This is a genomic window from Spiroplasma endosymbiont of Polydrusus formosus, from assembly GCF_964263245.1.
In the GTDB taxonomy this organism is placed as follows: domain Bacteria; phylum Bacillota_I; class Bacilli_A; order Mycoplasmatales; family Mycoplasmataceae; genus Spiroplasma.
Genome location: NZ_OZ181656.1, coordinates 76,257 through 96,502, shown reverse-complemented (window position 1 = coordinate 96,502; position 20,246 = coordinate 76,257). Strand labels below are relative to the sequence as shown.

The following is a 20,246-nucleotide window of genomic DNA, read 5'->3' as shown; positions in this document are numbered from 1 at the left end:
TTTATTAAAATTATTTATAAAAAATATCGTTTATTTTGTGTAGGAAAAAAAGTAAAAAATATGTTTTTATGATAAAAGTTCTAAATTTAAAGATACCATCCGATCAATAATGCAAATAAATTTATGTTTTTTAATATAAAAATAAAAAAATAATTTTATAATAATTGTTTTTTGCTGGTTAATATTATAGGACGCCTCGTAGTAAATAATTTAGCAAGTGAAAAAAACTTGAAAATATTTATAAAATAAAAGTTTATTTTACTGATACTGGTTGTCTTGGCCAAAGAGGATTAAAGGAAAATAATAATGAAATTTTGAGACAAAGTTTACCAAAAGGAATAGATTTATTAATATTTTTCAAGATGACTTAAATAAAATAACATTGAAAATAAATTTAATACTAAGAAAATCATTAAATTATAAAAATTAATTGGATTTAATACAAAATATTTAATAAAGTGTCCCAAATATATTTACAATTCAGGTTTATAAAAACAGCAAACATATTAATAAAAATTTTAAATAAAACAATAGCTAGAAAATCTAGTTATTGTTAACATTACTTATTTTTTGTTATTATTTTTTTGATAAAGTTTTATTTCCTGTTGTTTTTAGCGGGTGCTTTCGCTTCACCAACCGTTACCTTTTCCATAGATTTTTTAATATTTTTTGTTTCAATTACTTTACGTTGATTAGTTTTTTTGCCTAATCGTTCTGCAATTAATCTTTCTGCTGTAATAGCAATAGTGATAGCCATTCCATCTTTTGCACGATAATCTGCTGCGGTTTTTGTATAAACATCTCCTACCGAGCGATTAATTGATCTTTTCGTTGCTATCGTTGAATCAATAACTGCTTGTGATTTAATGAATAATCATTTTTCTTCTGTCGCATTTTTTGATGTTGGTTTTTTAGCTGAAGGCATTTTTTTGCTTTTAGCTTTTGAGGTTACTGGCATATGTAATCTCCTTTCATAATGAAATCAAATCAATGTTGCTAATGTTAAATAATATTAATCATTAGCTTTTTATATTAAATAATTTTTATCCCAAATTGAATTTATTATTTAAGATAATTGTAATATTTTAAGAAAAAAATAAAACTTTACCTTAAAATAGACGGCATAATTATATCAAATTTATGATCATTAATGAACATTTTCTGTGATTATTTTAAAATGATAAAATAAGGAATTTTTAATTATAATATTATTAATAAAAAAATATTATTAATTAATAAAAAAGAATGGAATTGTAAAAAAATGAAAGTTACTAAAGTAAAACCACAAGGCTATTGTCTTGGTGTTTGTTGTCAAATTAGTTAAATGAATAAAAGAAACAGCCATTAATATGAGACGGGAGGTAATAAATTATTCGTTTGATGATATCTTATTCTAATAAATATTTATTTATAAAAGGTGTCCTGTAAGATTAACCAGCAAAAAACAATTATTGTGAGATTGTTTTTTTTTTTTATTTTTATATTAAAAAACATAAATTTATTTGCATTATTGATCGGATGGTATCTTTAAATTTAGAACTTTTATCATAAAAATAGATTAAGTTTTGTTTTTTCTACATAAAATAAAATTTATTTTTATAAATCCCTTAAATAAAGGTATTATCCGATCAATAATGCAACTCTTAAACTTAATATTTTGATGATGAAAGACGAAGAACTCATCTATGACACGAAGCCTTAAAAAGGTATGAAAGCGAAACTAATTTTACTACTATTTATTTCTTTAATTCTTCAGCAAGATTAATCGCTTGCGAAATGTCAGATCGCGTTTTTTTATCTTGTTTTCATAAAAAGAGTGTTGTTAAACCAAAAAAACAATACCGGACACTAAAAAACAAGATGATTGTAACTCAAAAAGGTTATTTTCTTTATATAAAGTTGTCTAGGGATGGATGAAGCGTAATTAATAACTGAGTAATTTTTTTTTACTTCCGCGGGGGATAATAAACTATGTCTAAATAACTTTATAGCCGCCGCCCCGCTTCACTATGGTGGTTAAGCAGGTGGCGAAATGAATAAATACTAAAATAAAATACATTATTTACTAAATATCAAAATATTAACCAACAAAGGAATTTTCTGTTTATTTAAAAAATAAAATTAAAGGATAAAAATATAATGACAGAATATAAAAGTTTGTATATTAATAAAATTTGAAATGAAATAACAACATCATTTGATTGAGTTATTTGTAAAGCTGTTGGTTGTCGTATTTATTATCATAAAAAGCATTATGATTTATAAATATTTATAATAAACAAAAATGTATTTAAATTTATTTAAAAATAAATGAGATTTTATTAATTAATATATGAGACATTACAAAATTAATGATATTTTAGACTTGGCTTCGCATGGTTAAATAATATTACAAATTGATAAAAAAATCAAATACACCAAATTAAAATATATTATTACAATTGACCATGCTGGAATTGGACAAACTGGTATTGTTATTTATAATGTTTTGCAAAATAAAATAATTAATAACATTACTTTTAATTATAAAGATGAAGAATAAGCAATAAATAATATCTATTTAATATTAAATGAATTTAAAAAGCAAACTTGTTCTTATTTTAATAAAGTTCTTGTAATAATTGAAGGTTATCAACTTCATAGGGGATTAAAAATAAAAAAAACCCATTATTTATCCCTAAATTCATTGGTGGTGTAAAAGTTTTATACAAATATCGATTTAATTTAAAATATGTTTTACAATCACCAATTGTTAAGAAAAATTATAGCTATAAAGGAAGTGTTAAAATGACAGAACACAAACACGACGCTTGAAAACATTTACAATATTTTTTAGCAAAGGGAGTTGAAAAAAATGGTACAAACAAAAAGTAATTTACCAAAAAAATCAATAATTAATAAACCTAAAACAAAAAATAAAAGAATTAATAAATTAGAACTAACTGTTAGATTACATGAAAATCCAATTAAAACCCAAAATTAAGGCGCTGGTTGCCGGTGGTGTTGAAGTTTGATGATTGTTCAGCAAAATGTCAGTAAAATGGATTAAATTATTCAACATTATCAATATATAGTGTTGTTGAAAATCATAATATTTATGAAGATATTTATGTTTTACAAGTTTCAAAATTTACATTAAATAAAAATAATATAAACAACATTATTGGTGATTATGCTTATATAATCAATAATTTTAATCAAAAAATATATTTAGGAACAATAACAAATATCGAAAATATTTAATAAAATAAATCTTATATAGTTAGTTATAAGATGATAATTGGAATATTTTTATTTTAAAATATTAATTAACAATTATATAAATGAAATTGTTTTAAATAATTTATATAGAAATTTTTATTTTTATTTTAAAAAGATAGTTCCTTAAAATAATTTAATGATAATAACTTAATATTAACTAATAAATCAGACAATAGTAATAAATATACATTTATACAAAATAATCAATCAGAAATAAGTTTATTTGATCTTTATAAAATTATTTTTAACCAAACAAGAAATTATTTAACTTTTGAATTAGATATCAAAAATAAAAAAATTAATATAACTTTTAATTCATCAAACAACAAAATTATTATTTAAAAGATAACATTAATGATATTTATATTTTAAAAATAGATGATTTTTACAAACAATCAATGGATAGATTCCAATAAGTTGGATCATATTTATGTGAATTTTCAAATAAAATATAATTATGAAGAAGTAAGAATATAAAAATAGGAAAAAATTCATCGTTATATTAATTTAAAAAACAAATTGTTTTACTTTATCAAAATGGCAAAACAATTCTTGAAATTTTTAAATAATATAAGGTGTCAAAATCAACTATATATCAGTTAATTGAAAAATTTCATAATTCTGGATTTTTTAAAGCAAAAGATAATCGCACTGTTGAAAAAATGAACTTTGATTGCCTTGCGAAAATAATTAATATAATTATAAATGAAAAACAACCTTTTAAAGCAAGCAGTGTTAATAATTGGCAAAAAATAGAAATTATTAACAATAATAAAGAAAAATATTCCATGCGAAAAATTGGTCAAATAGATCAAAAATTAAAGATAGCAAAATCAACATATTACTATCAAATTAATAAATGTGGCTATTGTTGATGTTAATAATTATGAACAAAAAGTCATCAGTGCATCCAATGATAATCGAAAAATTTATGGATCTTGTAAAATTAAAAAATCTTTAATTTTACAAGATATTATCTTATCACAAAGAAAAATTCACCAAATTATGATTAAATATTAGTTAGTATCTAAATACACCAAATTAAAATATCGTAATCATAATTTGGTGGTTAATAACGACGAAATTAGCAACGTTTTAAACTGTTAATTTAATAAATTTAATAATAAACAAACAACCTAATGAAGTTGTTGTTAGTGATTGAACATATGTTCAATGTGGTGCTAAATGACATTATCTTTGTTTGTTAATTGATTTGTTTAATCGTGAAATAATTGGCTATAGTGTGTCGATACAAACAAAATAGTACAATTAGAGCAAAGAAACCTTTTATTCAATTACAATACCATTAAAACAAATTACGTTATTTCATACTGACTGGAGTAATGAATTTAAAAATAAAATCATTGATAATATCTTAAGTACTTTTAACACCAAACAATCATTAAGCAATAAAGGCTATCTTTATGATAATGCTGGGGCTGAAACAATTTACAAAAGTTTTAAAAAATAATTTGTCAAGTAACAAAAATTTATAAATTTAACCCAATTAAAATACAAATTATTTAACTTTGTGCATTGATATAACAATATTTGAATTCATGGTAGTTTAAATTATTTAATACCTTTTGAATTTATAAAACAACAGTCCATATAAAAAATGTTATAAAAATGGTTGATAACCCAACGCTTACAAAAAATTTAAATGTATAGATTAAAGAGGTAGCATTAACAAATAAAATTAATTAAAAAAGATAATAAAAAAATTACTTTTTAAAAAAAAATAACCTACAAATATGGAAACTTTCAAGTTATAATATGAAGAATATCAGTTTATTTATTATTTATAATTAGTAAGGAGAATGATTACGATGATATTAGAAAATAATGAAATTGCCTTTATTTTAATTGGATTTTTTATTGCGATTAATGTTATCATATTGATTTTTTTAGTTATGTCTTATCGAAATATTTTAGTGCCAATTCCAAATTTAAATAATACTCATAGTCAAACAATGACATCATTAGAAGTTATTGATCGCTATTTAATTAAAAAGAAAATTACTGACTTAAAAGTTGTTCGTAAACCAGAACCAGTTTTAGTTACCAAGTCTTATAAAAAGAAAACATTTTATGTTAATGATTTACAATTATTTAATCAGTATTATTTTTTATCGGGAACAGGGTTAGATTATGTTTTAGGACGAACATTTTTTGCAACGCAATTACATTTAAAAAATAAACATGTCCGAACAATGCATTTATTATTATATCTTGCCCCGCCATTATTACTACTATCATTTATGATTGTCACTTTATTTACGATTATTTTTGTTACATTAGTCAAAACTAATCCTAGTTTATTAGGTATTAAATTATTTGCTTTTATTGATCGCTATTCAATAATCAATTTATTATTAATTTTTATTATTGCTTCATATTTAATTTTATTAGGTTTTAATGGTCATTTTAAACAAAATTTAGAAAATTTATATGAAACAGAAATGCGACCATTTGTTAAAAAACAATTTCCGGAATTATACGATGATTGAATTATTGCTCGTAATTATTCGCGTATTATTCAGTTTACATATTTATTTGGTTATAATTTTATTTTTAAAAAGATTTATAAATACACCGGACCATTTGGATTGTAACAGAACGGGGTAGTTATAATTAAAGTTATTTTTAATATTGATATGAATAGTTTTTTGTTAGTTGTCATTAAGTTGCTAACCCACAGTTACAAGATAAGTCACTGATTGTTACTAATTCATCACATCGTGTGCAATTGTTGCCACAACCAATTATGAATTAACAATCCAATGTCGCTATATCAAGCAAAATAAATTTGCCATAACTTAGATAAATTGTTAAACAGGATTTTGATTATATGTTGACTTTACCAAAAGCTTTTTGACTTTATTAGTGTGAATTATACTGATCAAATTAAAATTACATCAATTAATAAATGTTATACTGATATTACTGATATTTATTTAAAATATGGTTCAGCGAAACGGCGAAACAATTATAATTTGACATGCAACAAAATGTTTTTCAACAAATCGGTTTGCCAAATAGTATTATAATTTCTTATAATAAATCGTTATCTAAAATTGCTAGTGATATGCAAAAACCAATGGGTCTTAACACATCTTGTGTAATTAAATAACGATGTATATATTCGGATTTATCAATTAATTTATTATTTTTAAAAGCAACAATATCGGTAGTGCCTGTTCCTGACTGGTAAATACACCTATTTTTATCAAGTTACTCAATCCTCATCGTTGTTATTATTAACTACTGGTACTAAATTATAAATATCTTCTTCTTTAACTACATTATTGTTTGTGTCCGCTATTTCTTTTGTATAAGATTGTTGCGGAAGAAAAGGAGGGGGTTATTTAACAAGTGTTCATCACTCATCTGCCCCTTATTTTTGGCGACAGTAATATCATTAAAAGGTATATAATCAAAATTACCATCTTCTTTTATTTCTTTTTCATCTAAATCAATGTCAGTAATATATATAACTAATTCTTGGGCTAATTTACGATATAATTTTGCTTCAACCATTTCTTTTGGTCATTTATTTCAAGGTGAATATTCACTATTTCCACTTGGACTACTATTTTTTAAACGGTCAATATCGGCTTTTCTTAATAAAATTCCTTTTATTTCACCAGTTAAACGATTAACACCGAAAGCATAAGCACCAATAATTTCATTATAATCACTGGTATTTGCATTAAAATTAATCTCATGAATTTTTAAGCAATAATTTATAGTATCACATTCAAATTTTTCATTTTTAATTATTCAAGTGATAAAATATTTTCTTTTACATATTTATCATTAACTTTTAATTCATATTTAATAATTGCACCTTTAATATACCGTTGTAATTAATTTGTCATTTTATTTTTCTCCTTTATTTATTTTAAATTTAATTCCGTTAACTCCAATATTATTAATATCTTTATTACTATCTCATTATTTTTTAATTTCGTTTTTAACAATTTGTTCATCAATAATTAAATAGTTTTTAATAAGATTAATAAGTTATAATTTATCGGTTTCTTGTAAAAAATCATCATTAATATCTAATATATTAATATCTTTAACTAATAATTTTTCTTTCCGAAATTTACTAGTATTTTTTTCTAATTCTTACTCAATTTTTGTTACATCTTCCCATAGCACGAATTTGTTCATCTTAAATTTGATCCATGTCTAACCCTATATCAGATGTTAAATTATTAACATATTAAACTATATTTTCTTGTTTTTGTTTTTTAGTTTAAATAAACTGTTATTGTATTAAATATAGAACTTGTATTAGAATATTTTTAATTTTAATTTTATTATTTTGAAATACTTTTTCTAAATTAATAATGTTAACTCTAATTCGATTTAATTAATTTTTAAAATCTTTTATTAATTAAAATGGTTCTCTAAAAACAAAATCAATTTTACTAATAGCACTGAGTATATCTTTTAAATGTATATCTTTATAACTATTTAATGCATAGTGATTAAGATGACGATAGATAAACTCTGTTAATTATTAACCATGATTATCAAATTAAATTTTTAATCGGTAATGCTTTTAAGCATTATTCTTAAAAATCATTACCTTTTAAATAAAATGAATAAGTAATATTTTTAATTTGATTATTTAAATTTAAATTTGCCATAATTAAATTTCATCTAATTCCATATTCATAATTAAATTATCAATATATTAATATGCACTTTCTTCTGAAGGACATTTTTCAAGTGCTTATATTAAATAAATCATCTTCTGTATAAACAGAACAATTTTCATTTTTTCACATATTATTCAGTTACTTGTTATTTAATGTTGTTGTTTTATAAATAAATAATTGTAGTTAATCATTCTTGCTCATTTTCAAAATTAGTGATATATTTTGTTTTTTCTAATGTATAAAGGAATTTCGTTTTTAAACCACCATACTTACTTTTCATTACTAATAATTATCTTTTATTTATAATTTATCACCCCATAATCTGTTTTTTCATATTATAAATAGTTAATTATTAAACATTTAACCCCATCAATTTCATATCATTTTAAATTTAAGTTAAAATATGTTGGAAACGAAACATTATCTACATGTTGTTCTTAATTACCAAATTTAAGATATAAATTTAATTATCAACCTAAATCATATTCACTATCAATTTCCGCATAAATAATATCTTTATTTGTAATTTTTAATGCGTTATTATTAATTCATTTTTCATTTAAGTAATCACTAATACAATATGACATTTTCTTATTCCTCCTAATTATTTTTAGTATTTAATGTTCAATGTTCATCAGTAATATCTTATTGTGATACTGGATAACTTCTAATAATTAGTTTTTGTAATTTGTTTTATTTATTGCATTTAAAAAAATAATCTCAATATCTTTGTTTAAGACAAATTTTCTTTTTCATATAAATCTCCTAAATTGTTTGATTTATTTTTTATCAATTTGTAATATTTTTCAACCATCTAATGACAAATCTAAAATATCATTAATTTTGTAATGTCGCATATATGAATTAATAACATCTCATTTATTTTTAAATAAATTTAAGTACATTTTTGCAAAGTATAAACACTGTAAATCATAATTATTTTTATGATGAGAAATACGACAATTAAAATGTTGACAATTAACTCAATCAAATGATATTGTTATTTCATTTCAAGTTTTATTAATATACAAACTTTTATATTCTGTCATTTTTTCCTCCTATTTTTAATTCGCTGGAACTTACTCCCCAAGTGAAAGTTCTAAAGCGAGAGAATTAGTTATATAAGTATTTATCTATTTATTTACTACGCCATCCGTTTCACTGGTGGTAAGCGGTGGCTGTATATTATTTAATAATCAACAGTTATTTTTATAAGGTAAAACCAGATAATTATCTCTCTTATTCCACACCATTTCAGGTCAAAACGTTCAGTTTTTAAAATAAATTTACTTGCACCTTAAAGAGATTGGTGCTATTTTTGTGGTTTTTAAAACAGCCGCCACTTCTAAGAAGTAATATCTATCGCCAAATTTATTTATAAAGTGATCATCTCAATATTTATTGTGGTTTGATGTTGATCTTGCACTTATCGCCACTATCGCAAGTTATTTTTAATAATATAACTTGCGTCGATTTACATATTTCCTAATATACTATTTCAGTACTTGCCTCGGCTGGCTGTGGTAATGAGTTTAAACTCATGTTCTTATGGAAGTACTTAATTATTTAAAATAACCGTTCCACACTTGCATTAAGTTGTTTTATAAAATCAAAGTTTTAAAAAACCAGTTTCTCAATCAAAGATAATTTTTGAATTTTCTAAACGTTTATAAAATCTCTTTTGTTTTTTATCTTTTGTCTGATTTAATAAATCTTTATGTTTTTCACAAGTTCATAAAACTTTATTTGATAAAAATTCTTCGATAATGAATGATATTGCTTTATAGTAATTATCAACACCACATACTGTTTGTTGCTTATTAATTTTCATTACTCATCCCTTTCTTTGATATTGAGTTTTTTTATTTATTAGCCAAATTAATTAATTTAAACAGAGAAAGGACAACACCTTAAAATTGGAGAAAAACAGGTACACTTTGTAAAAGTTTTTAATATATTTAATAAATGTGTAAATAACTTAAAGGTGGTATCAAAAAGTTATTATAGTTTTTATGTAAATATTTAAGATACTGTCCTTTCTCTAAATCAATTAATAATTTTTATTTTACAAATAAACTAAACCATTTTAGTAAATGGTTTAGTTTATTATTCTTATTCAATTTCCAAGTTTTTTCAAAAACCCAATCTTTTTTATACAACCTTGCTACTATCTTTCTTTTCTTTTATTTTTCACTAGTTATTTGTTAAATAACTTTATTGTCCATCCTCTTTTAGGTATATTTTCCCTTAGGCATTGGTTTGATTAATCACTTGCAACTACTATTATGCCTTGTGCAGTACTAATTTAATTATAATTGATTAATCTTATCATATATTCCTCCCTCTTCGTTTATTTTTTAGTGTTCCAGCTTGATCACTTTGTGAAATTTCTTAAATCTATATATAATATATATCTATTTTTCCTAATTTTTGATATTAATAATTTTTCATTTATTTTTTAAAAAAACTAATTTTTTAAGAATTTGATGATTATTTTGGCATTGCAAAGTTAAAAATCAAAAGTTAGCATTTATTTTTTGTTTATTAATAAATTATAAAATCGCTAAACAATTACAAACATATTTTTTATAACATCAAACACCTTTTCTGTTTTTGATTAATTTTGTAAAGTATTCATTAATATAACACTGACATTTATTAATCAATATTGTTTTATTTTATAATTTAATTTTTAACTCTTTTCAACAAAGTTCTTTTAGGGACACTTTCAAAACCTACTTATAAATAGTAATATTTATAAAATTTTTTTATTGTGGAACACTAACTAACATTTTAACCATTGCGGGTTAAATATTTATTTCAAAACCATGATAACTCTTTTATATTGCCTAAAATAATTGCTTTTATTGGTCATAGTAGTTACGCCCCCCTCTATATTATTTATCCTCACTTGTTGTTGCTTGGTTTTTGCAACATTACAAGTAGGGAAGTTTTATTAGGTTTATTCTGCTGTTATTTTATTAAACTAAACAAAGTTAACAATAATTTTAACATAATTAAAAAAGACATAATTTTATTTCTGTCTTTTTATTATTTTTTGGAAAATTCCCACAAACCAATTATTTTATGCGATCAAATAATTTAGCAAGTGAAAAAACTTGAAAATATTTGTAAAATAAAAGTTTATTTTGCTAATGCTGGAAAGCCCACATAAAAACCATTAGTTGAAAAAATAATATAGATATTAGACATTAGTTTCCTAAATGAACAGATTTTAATAATGTTACGCAACAAGAAATAGATTTAATTATTGATATTATTAATAATAAACCAAGGCTTTATTTACAGCGATTAAATTCACAACAATTATTTTTAAATTTATTATCATATATTTAATAATTTTTTATTGAATTAATCAAATAATTTATTAAATTATTTTTAGTATGCCAAAATTCATAAATTTAAGATAAAAATATAATAATTTTAAAAATAAAATTATATTTAATAATTATTTTTTGTGTTATAATAAAATTAAATAAAATGTGACATTTAAATTTACAACAATATAAAACTCTTAGTTTTATTCACTTTTTAAGTTATAATTATATAAACGTTGTGAAATAAGAGGGAATTAATAATGAGAATACCAATATTTTGTCCAATTCATTTAAAAATTCATGAATGTCCGGAAAATAGTAATAAAGCAATTTTAAGTGCAACAGAAAATAAAATTAAAGCTAAAATTAATCGAATGTTAAATCTAACTAATAATAACGAACCTGATAAAACAGCAAAAGATGAAAAAGGAACAATTAAATATATTTTAGCAAACGCTAAAAAAAATAACGATGATATTAAAAATAAACTATGGTTAGAATATGAAGGTAGCAAAAGCATTGGTGTCGATGAAAATGATATTAAAGCTAAAGTTGCCTGTCTACGAGCTGCTGTCATTGGTAATAAATAATAAGATTAAGTAGGGGATCATAATAATATTCCTTCACCCTAACCCTATACTTACTCTTACTAGTAAAAAATTACGGATGGATTAAAGATTAAACAGTGTAAGAACAAACAACAAAAGCAATTAATTTTAATGATGATTACTTAGATCAATTAAACATTAAAATCCATCATAAGCAAACAAAGGACGATTTAAACCGCATCGAAGCAAAAAACTCAGCCTTAATATAAAACCAGATGCAATTATTAATATTGAAGATTGTTTATATACATCTGCCAATGCGAGCAAAGATAGATATGATTTATTAAAAATAATTAAAACAGTTAAATACAATACAAAAAAGTGCGCAACATTAATTGAGTATCACCAAAACATACCAAATCAATTGTTAAAAATATGAAAAAGATGTTAATTTAACTTATTAATATGATAAGGGTTGAAAATATAATAATAATAAAATAAGTAATCATTTATGAGATACCATTATTATAACTAATTATGAGAGATAATATTATGAAACATTCATATAATCAAAAAACATAAAAATATTATTCTTGCAAAATTCGAAATGTTAATGTTTACTTAAATTAAAATGAAGAAAAAGTTTGAAATCAATTATCTAACTTTGATACTTATTCGCAACGAATATAATATATTATTAATTTTTATATAAAACACAATAAATAAAAATAAAAAATAACCTTAATTGGTTATTTTTTAAATACTATTTGTTATTTTTCTAATAGCATCTTTTTTGTTTGTTTTTTATCGTTTATTTTTACTTGTTTTTTTAACATTTTTAATTTGACCTGTTTTAAGGGAGAATTCTGTTGCATAATCAGGTATCCATAAATGTTTTTCATGGGCAATAACAGCAGTTATTAATTATATAATTTCTGCTTTATATTTTTTAACTTTTTTAGCAGATAATCCTAGAATATTAAGCCTATCCACTTCTCCTGCGCCTACTAAAATAAGTAAAGTAATTAATTAGTAATTACTTTTAATTCCAATTTTTTTATATTTTCTTTCTTATCCTTACTAAAACAGTGGCCATTCATTCTTTCAGAACAAAATTATAGTTATTTTTTATATTTGGTTAACCTTACTATAATTATATATTATTTTAAGAGTTATTGTTTATATTTATTTCTTGGTTATTTTCTTGCTTTTGTTTTTTAATATTTTAATTTTGTATATTTTTAAATATTTCTTCTGTTATACAATCTAAATTATTTCATTGTTTTACTATTCTTGATTGAATAACACACTGATTAATCCAACAATCTAAACAATGTCTTAAATGGTCTTTTTCATTTTGATTTATCAATTCAAATAATAATTAAAAAAATTATTAAAGTAATGAAAGATAAAATTGTAAATACTAATCCTATTTTAGAAACTTTTAATCGTGGAATATCAATTTTCATATCTACTTTTGGCTTACTACTAACAACAAATACACCATGAATTCCATGGGTAAATAAGGGTGTTAATAAAATAGCGATGCCATTACCTCAATATTGACCATAATTATATCAATCAATTTTATTTTTAATACCATCAATCATTCTATATTTTAATTAACAATTTAATGCTAAAAATATTAATGTATAAAAACTAACTACCCAACTACGAATTTTATATTTTATTTCCCATTCTCTAATATCTTTATGAGTTAAATTAATTATAAGTTAAAATAGGGTCTTTTTTAAATCAATTTCAAAGTAAAAAGAACCCCTTATAATAAAGTTGTTTTATCTTGTTTAATTAATTAAAATCTTTTCTGATTTACTTTTTTTCTTTCAATGTGTAAACCAGTAATCGTTCCATCTGTCCCACCAGTACGTATAGAAATAATTCTATCATCTTCTAATTATACACGATGAGAAAATTTATTTTCTAAATCAAATGATCCAAAAGTTATTTTTCCCTTAAAATTTTTGTACGTTGATAAATAATAATTATTTTGCATACTTGTTCTAATTCAAATATTGTATTTATAATTTTCTTTATCTCAATTTTGTATTTCATAATCAAACCTTGTATTATCTAAATCACTAGTGTCAACAATTTCTTAATCATTTATATTAATTTAATATACTCATTATAATTAATTTTAGAAAAATCATTAATAATAGGATAATTTATATTTATTGAATTATCTGTTTGTAATAATTCTTTTAATCAAAATAATAATTTTGGATAAAAAGTTTTTTTACTAATATGTTTATATTATTCTTATCATGGATGAGTTTAATTATCTAAACTATAATTATAAGGTCTAGATACTGTTTTTACTAGATATAATATCAATTATTCACCAGCTAATTTTAAATAATTTTTAACATCACAAGTAATATTTTTATTTTCTTCGGTTATTAGTTTGTAAATAAGCAACCCCACCTTGTGAAAATAATGCACTATCAGTTAAATCATTAACTCCTTTTGGTAAATATCAATTCATAACTGCTAATAAACAGGCAGATTGAATATAACTTAATCATTTATCATATTCAATTATTACAGTATTATCTTTTTTTACTCATGGGAATAAATCTTTTTTATTTATTTTATCTTAAATTGTGCCACCTGATAATCTATCCATTCATAAACTAGTTTTTAAAATAGCATTTTAAATTAAATTATCATTATAAGCAGATTGCTTATGATCATTAATGGGTTGTCAAATTTTACTTTCTTTTATATCTTCAACTGTTATAAATAATAAATTATTTAAATTATTTCCTATACAAAACACCCCTTAATTGATTACGATATTTATTTCTTAAATTAGATGGTTTATAAACATTAACTTTTCTTTGTACTTTTTTTATTTATTTTAATAGCCTGATTAGTTTTATAAAACATACTTTAAATGGTATTTTATATAAATTATTAATGTTTTTAACATCACTTTTTTGCTATCGATATCATTTTTTATTATTAATTTCACCAGCAAAATCAAAATTAAAATGCTTAATATTTAAATTATTAATAAATTTTTTAATTTGTTGTAATTTTTGAACTGTTGGTAATGTTAATTTAATATTTCCTTTTGAGTATTTTTCTTTTAATTATTGTGGTAATCGTTTTTTTAATTTAATTTATTAAATGACTAGGCAATCATTTTCTTAATCAATAACACCAAAATAAAGTCCCTGCATTATATACAGCATTACTTAATGATTTTCAAATTTCAACTGGAATACCAGGATAAACATATGGACCATAAAATTTTGGGTGTTTTACTGTTTTTGTATATATTAAAATAGTTAAATTACCTGTTAAAGTTAATTTATTTGTTATATTAAACATACCACTATCAAATCAACTACTATTTAAAGGTTGCCAATTAGTATTTAGATAATTTTCATTTTTAAATTATTCTCTATTTTTAATATTATTATCTTTTTATAATTGATTTAATATTTGTTGTATTTCTTTTTATGAAATTTTTTAATTAAATCTAAATAAGTATAAGGATTTAATCGTTGATAAATATCTTCAATTTTATTTGTAATTTTATTACATTTATCAGTAACATAATTAATTTACTTTAATACTTTATTTTTAACTTTATTAACTATATTAATTAAATTTACAAATTTACTTATTAAAGGTTTATTTTCTAAATTAGATACTAATAAAGTTAAAAATCGTAATATTAATAAATTCATAATTAATTATTTTTAATAACTTAATTTAACTGTTCCACTATATTTATTTGGATTAGCAATTACCAACACAATAGGAGATTTTATATTTTCTAATATAAAATCTCCATTTTGATAACTATGATTTTTTGATTTAACTGCTGTTTCTAATTCGGAAACATCAGAAGTATCTCCTGACATTGTAATTTTTCATAAATTAGGTTATGTAATTATTGTTCTAATATAATCCAATAGATACATGATAATTTTTATTTAAGTTATTAATTGCTTGATTAATTTCATCTTGTGTTGTTTTTTTTTTCTAAAACAGTTTTACATATTTTTGGATATAAAATAGTTGGTGTTGCAAATTGCACACTTCACCAATTAATTTAGGGTTAACAATATCATTATTTAAAACTTGTTGAATAGCATCCATATTAATTGAATATGTTCATACTTGTTTATTAATAAGTAAACCATTTATATTATTAAAATTATAACCTTTATCTCGGTTAACTTGTCCTTTTGTATATGTTTTTTCTAAATTAAAACTTTTTGATACAGGAATACCCATTGCGATATTTTCATATAATTCACAATTAACCTTTGCTTTTAATCAGGATTGTTAACAAATTACTTTTAAATAAGCAGGTGTTAACCCTAAATAGGCTCTTCGATCTAAAAACATAAACATTTTATCGATTGGCAAACCAAAATATAAATTACTAATTTGATTTGTTAACTCAATTAAAGTTACATTTAATGTAAAGAGTGCTTTATTTGCATCATCGGCATTATCGGCTGTATAACTATACGAAATAGAATTACTTCATATTGACCATCTGCTAAATAATAATCATAAATAGTTTGAATTAATTCACATTATAAATTAACAAATTTATTCTGCACAACACCAGAAATATCGTCAACAATAACACCATTTTTAATATTTTGTTCTATCATTGCTAAATAAAAAGCCTCATTCATTAATTTTAAATTAAATTTTTTATCAATCAGAACCGAAATTCTTGTTAATCCTATAGTTTGTGAGTTGTCCCACCGTTTTGTAATGCATAATCTCATCTTGTCATACCACAACGATGAGTTAAATTTTTTTATATATTGCTTGTCCTGCGTTAGGTAATCAAACAACTCGTTTAACAGTTGCTATTGCATATTTTTGCATAATACTTGCATATTCGTTATATAAAAGTCCACTCAAAATAAAGCATTAACCATATCGACATACGCTTTTTGATCTGTTGTATTACCCCCTAACGCAAAAGGTATTTGTGGCAAATTAATTGTTGCCATAATATTTCACTCCCTTCCTTATTATCCAAGGTTTTTAAGTGTATAATCAGTTAATTTTTTAATATCTTCCGAAGTATATGCTCCTTTTTCTTTAATAATTTCAATTTAATCATTCTTATTTTAAACCGATTTTTCAATCATATCTTTAATTAAATTAGTTAGTGAAAATGATGGTTATTCTTGCATAAACAAATCATGTTTTAATTATTTTAAAGTTTGCATTTTTACAGTTAAAGAACTACCACTAACTTTATTTAAATTAGTTTTAATATCTTCAATTTTAGTAGCGAAACATCTTTAAAGGCTTTTAATTAATCTAATTCATTAGATAATTTAACAAAATCTTCTTTTGATATAACATCTTTGCGTTTTTGCACACTTTCTCTAATTTGCTTTTCTTCATTATTAAACTAATTTAAGATATTTTCTGCAATTTCTTCACTTAAACCTTATTCGATTAATTGTTCTTTTGTAAGTGCCATTTTATAAACTCCTCTTTTTTATTATGGATACTTTACAATAAGTTGGACCATATTTATGTGGACTTTCAAATAAAATATAATTATGAAAAAAGTAGAAATATAAAAATAGGAAGAAATTCATATACCGATGAATTTAAAAAAAACAAATTGTTTTACTTTATCAAAATAGCAAAACATTCTTGAAATTTTTAAATAATATAAGGTGTCAAAATCAACTATATATCAGTTAATTGAAAAAATTCATAATTCTGGATTTTTTAAAGCGAAAAATAATCGCACTGTTGAAAAAATTAACTGATTGCCTTGCGGAAAGAATTAATCTAATTACGAATGGAAAAACAACCTTTTAAAGCAAGCGGTGCTAATGGTTGATAAAAAATAGAAATTATTAACAATAATAAAGAAAAATATTCTGTGCGAAAAATTGGTCAAATAGGATCAAAATTAAAGATAGCAAAATCAACATATTACTATCAAATTAATAAATGTGGCTATTGTTGATGTTAATAATTATGAACAAAAAGTCATCAGTGCATCCAATGATAATCGAAAAATTTATGGATCTTGTAAAATTAAAGCTTTTTAAATTAAAAAAGATATTATCTTATCGCGAAGAAAAATTCACCAAATTATGATTAAAAATCAGTTAGTATCTAAATGCACCAAATTAAAACAATTGTAATCATAAGTTGGTTTTTAATAACAACAAAATTAGCAACGTTTTAAACCATGAATTTAATAATAAACAACCCAATGAAGTTGTTGTTAATGATTTAACATATGTTCAAGTTGGTACTAAATGACATTATTTTGTTTGTTAATTGATTTGTTTAATCGTGAAATAATTGGCTATAGTGTGTCGAGACAAACAAAATAGTACAATTAGAGCAATAAACCTTTTATTCAATTACAATACCATTAAAACAAATTACGTTATTTCATACTGACTGGGGCAATGAATTTAAAAATAAAATAATTGATAATATCTTAAGTACTTTTAACACCAAACAATCATTAAGCAATAAAGAAGAGGGGGCTATCCTTATGATAATGCTGGGGCTGAAACAATTTACAAAAGTTTTAAAAAAATAAATTATTTTTTAAATTAATTGAAAATTATTCATTTTTTAAAAATTTAATTTAATTTGTATTTTATTTACTCTTTTTTCTATAATTGCAAAGTAATTATTATTTATTTCACAACCTAGTCATTTTCGGTTTAATTGTTCACAATAATATGCGGTTGTACCACTGCCCATAAAAAGATCTAAAATTAAATCATTTTCTTTGCTATGTTTTTAATAAAATTACCAAATATATTTAATGGTTTTTCTGTTTGGTGTTATGTTTTTTATATTATTAACCTATTGGTTTTTTAAATATTGTTTTTTTATTTTCATATGTTTTTATATAGTTTGGTATTGGATCTTTTTTAGAATAAATAATCATACAATATTCTTTATCTTGCAAAATAAAATTATTAATTGGCATCGAATTTGTTTTTTTTCAAAAATAAAAATCAAAATTCATATTATTTTTATAAACTCATTATAAGTAATCTTTAATTTGTCTTATATTAATTCAAATTAACATAAATTTATTTTTTGAAATTAGATAAAATTCATCTAAATAAGTATTTATATCAAATTAATTATGTAATTTATTATCATAAATAACATTAATATATTTATTTATACTTTTTGATGCTAAATTATACTTGTAAGTGCAAGTAAATAAAATTGCAAAAAATTTCATATAAAAATTTCATGATGCTAAGTTTATTTTAGAAAAATTAAAGCAAGGAGTTTTTTATATGGGATATAAACATCTTGGCATAGATGAAAGAATTTATATTGAGAATCAATTGAAATTTAAATTAAAAATTAGTGAAATAGCTAAAAATCTTAATCGAAGTATTAGTACTATTATTCGAGAAGTTAATAGAAATAAAGATAATAATCATTATTTTTCATTAATTGCACAAAATAAAGCAGAAAATAGAAAACAATCACATGTTTATTTTCATAAGTTTAAAAATAGAGAATTAGTAAAATATGTACAACAAAAATTATTATTATGTTAATCGCCTGAACAAATTTATGAAAGAATTAAAAATTTTCATAAAGAATGAATTATTAGTTTTAAAACAATTTACAATTGAATTTATTCTGGATTACTTGAAAAGGTTACTAATAAAAATTTAAGAAGAAAAGGTAAGAAACGAAAATCTCAAGAAAATCGCGGTAAATTTAATGGTAAATCAATTAAAGAACGAAATGTTAATGTTAATAATCGCATAACTGTTGGCCATTGAGAGGATGATACTATAGTATCATCGCGAGGTAAAAGTAAATCATGTTTAATAACTTTAGTTGAAAGAACATCAAGATTTACTTTAGCAATGTTAGTTGAAAATAGAACTACTAAAGTTATTAACGAAAACATTAGCCATTATTTATCAATTCTTCCAAATAATCTTGTTAAAACTATAACATTTGATAGAGGTAAAGAATTTGCTAATTGACAACAACTTGAAAAAAATTTAAATGTGAAAATTTATTTTGCTAATGCATATTCACCCTGACAAAGAGGTATTAATGAAAATACTAATGGGTTAATTAGAGAAAAATTTCCTAAAAAATTTAATTTTTCAAATACCACGAAAAATGCAGTTCATAAATTTATATTGTCTTTAAACCATAGACCAAGAAAAATACTAAATTATCTTTCACCAATCGAATATTTGGTTAGAAAAATAATTTAGTTGCACTTAACTTTACAATTAGGCGATATTTCATTGGAATTTATTTGTTCTTTTTTTCTTGCTGGTAAATCATATAAATAAGGTGGATTAGTTAATATTAAATTAACGCTATCATTTTATGATATTTTGACAAAAGATAAAACATCATCATTTATTAACTTACTTAAA

Annotated in this window: 20 protein-coding genes and 1 pseudogene; 9 read left to right on the top strand and 12 right to left on the bottom strand. The window is 22.0% G+C overall.

What is annotated here, in order from left to right:
- Positions 1–595 precede the first annotated feature (595 nt).
- Positions 596–958 carry a hypothetical protein gene (locus ACE38S_RS00495; RefSeq protein WP_374695885.1) on the bottom strand — a complete coding sequence of 121 codons (363 nt, stop codon included), beginning with the start codon at positions 956–958 and terminating at the stop codon, positions 596–598.
- Between the two features lie 1,181 nt (positions 959–2,139).
- Here ACE38S_RS00495 and ACE38S_RS00490 point away from each other — a divergent pair.
- The 5 genes from ACE38S_RS00490 (at position 2,140) to ACE38S_RS00470 (ending at position 5,876) form a co-directional block, all read left to right on the top strand.
- Positions 2,140–2,265 (top strand): hypothetical protein, encoded by a 126-nt coding sequence (locus tag ACE38S_RS00490; protein WP_374695884.1) that lies wholly within the window; start codon positions 2,140–2,142, stop codon positions 2,263–2,265.
- Positions 2,266–2,845: 580 nt separating this feature from the next.
- Positions 2,846–2,983 (top strand): hypothetical protein, encoded by a 138-nt coding sequence (locus ACE38S_RS00485; protein ID WP_374695883.1) that lies wholly within the window; start codon positions 2,846–2,848, stop codon positions 2,981–2,983.
- A gap of 853 nt (positions 2,984–3,836) precedes the next feature.
- A complete protein-coding gene (locus ACE38S_RS00480; RefSeq protein WP_374695882.1) occupies positions 3,837–4,142 on the top strand; it encodes a hypothetical protein in 306 nt (101 codons plus the stop codon).
- Complete coding sequence (locus ACE38S_RS00475) at positions 4,123–4,281, top strand: hypothetical protein (protein WP_374695881.1); 159 nt, start codon at positions 4,123–4,125, stop codon at positions 4,279–4,281. The genes ACE38S_RS00480 and ACE38S_RS00475 overlap by 20 nt, the downstream gene beginning before the upstream one ends.
- Before the next feature lie 809 nt (positions 4,282–5,090).
- Positions 5,091–5,876: a hypothetical protein gene (locus tag ACE38S_RS00470; protein ID WP_374695880.1), complete on the top strand. Its 786-nt coding sequence runs from the start codon at positions 5,091–5,093 to the stop codon at positions 5,874–5,876.
- A gap of 706 nt (positions 5,877–6,582) precedes the next feature.
- Here ACE38S_RS00470 and ACE38S_RS00465 read toward each other — a convergent pair.
- From ACE38S_RS00465 to ACE38S_RS00455, 3 genes are all read right to left on the bottom strand, one after another.
- A complete protein-coding gene (locus tag ACE38S_RS00465; RefSeq protein ID WP_374695879.1) occupies positions 6,583–6,801 on the bottom strand; it encodes a hypothetical protein in 219 nt (72 codons plus the stop codon).
- A 1,912-nt stretch (positions 6,802–8,713) separates the two neighbouring features.
- On the bottom strand, positions 8,714–8,983 hold the full coding sequence (locus ACE38S_RS00460) for a hypothetical protein (protein WP_374695878.1): 270 nt from the start codon (positions 8,981–8,983) through the stop codon (positions 8,714–8,716).
- A gap of 542 nt (positions 8,984–9,525) precedes the next feature.
- Complete coding sequence (locus tag ACE38S_RS00455; RefSeq protein WP_374695877.1) at positions 9,526–9,765, bottom strand: hypothetical protein; 240 nt, start codon at positions 9,763–9,765, stop codon at positions 9,526–9,528.
- A 1,767-nt stretch (positions 9,766–11,532) separates the two neighbouring features.
- On the opposite strand from ACE38S_RS00455, the gene ACE38S_RS00450 reads away from it, so the two are divergent.
- Positions 11,533–11,862, top strand: coding sequence for a hypothetical protein (locus ACE38S_RS00450; RefSeq protein WP_374695876.1), 330 nt, complete (start codon positions 11,533–11,535; stop codon positions 11,860–11,862).
- Positions 11,863–13,133: 1,271 nt separating this feature from the next.
- On the opposite strand, the gene ACE38S_RS00445 is transcribed toward ACE38S_RS00450, so the two are convergent.
- The 7 genes from ACE38S_RS00445 to ACE38S_RS00415 all read right to left on the bottom strand — a co-directional run bounded on the left by ACE38S_RS00445 (position 13,134) and on the right by ACE38S_RS00415 (position 16,832).
- Positions 13,134–13,430, bottom strand: coding sequence for a hypothetical protein (locus ACE38S_RS00445; protein WP_374695875.1), 297 nt, complete (start codon positions 13,428–13,430; stop codon positions 13,134–13,136).
- A 1,531-nt stretch (positions 13,431–14,961) separates the two neighbouring features.
- Positions 14,962–15,177, bottom strand: coding sequence for a hypothetical protein (locus tag ACE38S_RS00440; protein WP_374695874.1), 216 nt, complete (start codon positions 15,175–15,177; stop codon positions 14,962–14,964).
- A gap of 374 nt (positions 15,178–15,551) precedes the next feature.
- Positions 15,552–15,716 (bottom strand): hypothetical protein, encoded by a 165-nt coding sequence (locus ACE38S_RS00435; RefSeq protein ID WP_374695873.1) that lies wholly within the window; start codon positions 15,714–15,716, stop codon positions 15,552–15,554.
- A gap of 121 nt (positions 15,717–15,837) precedes the next feature.
- Positions 15,838–16,092 (bottom strand): hypothetical protein, encoded by a 255-nt coding sequence (locus tag ACE38S_RS00430; protein ID WP_374695872.1) that lies wholly within the window; start codon positions 16,090–16,092, stop codon positions 15,838–15,840.
- 51 nt (positions 16,093–16,143) lie between these two features.
- Positions 16,144–16,401 (bottom strand): hypothetical protein, encoded by a 258-nt coding sequence (locus ACE38S_RS00425; protein ID WP_374695871.1) that lies wholly within the window; start codon positions 16,399–16,401, stop codon positions 16,144–16,146.
- The gene (locus ACE38S_RS00420) at positions 16,401–16,601 is read right to left on the bottom strand and encodes a hypothetical protein (RefSeq protein ID WP_374695870.1); all 201 of its coding nucleotides are present in this window, start codon (positions 16,599–16,601) and stop codon (positions 16,401–16,403) included. The genes ACE38S_RS00425 and ACE38S_RS00420 overlap by 1 nt, the downstream gene beginning before the upstream one ends.
- A gap of 84 nt (positions 16,602–16,685) precedes the next feature.
- A complete protein-coding gene (locus ACE38S_RS00415; RefSeq protein ID WP_374695869.1) occupies positions 16,686–16,832 on the bottom strand; it encodes a hypothetical protein in 147 nt (48 codons plus the stop codon).
- Positions 16,833–18,003: 1,171 nt separating this feature from the next.
- On the opposite strand from ACE38S_RS00415, the gene ACE38S_RS00410 reads away from it, so the two are divergent.
- Positions 18,004–18,135 (top strand): hypothetical protein, encoded by a 132-nt coding sequence (locus tag ACE38S_RS00410; protein WP_374695868.1) that lies wholly within the window; start codon positions 18,004–18,006, stop codon positions 18,133–18,135.
- Between the two features lie 306 nt (positions 18,136–18,441).
- Here the strand turns inward: ACE38S_RS00410 and ACE38S_RS00405 are convergent.
- Positions 18,442–18,597: pseudogene (locus ACE38S_RS00405) on the bottom strand (DNA methyltransferase); the annotation flags it as partial.
- A gap of 530 nt (positions 18,598–19,127) precedes the next feature.
- On the opposite strand from ACE38S_RS00405, the gene ACE38S_RS00400 reads away from it, so the two are divergent.
- Complete coding sequence (locus ACE38S_RS00400) at positions 19,128–19,397, top strand: helix-turn-helix domain-containing protein (RefSeq protein WP_374695867.1); 270 nt, start codon at positions 19,128–19,130, stop codon at positions 19,395–19,397.
- Between the two features lie 12 nt (positions 19,398–19,409).
- Positions 19,410–20,078, top strand: a complete 669-nt coding sequence (locus tag ACE38S_RS00395) for an IS30 family transposase (protein ID WP_374697100.1) — start codon at positions 19,410–19,412, stop codon at positions 20,076–20,078.
- Positions 20,079–20,246 lie beyond the last annotated feature (168 nt).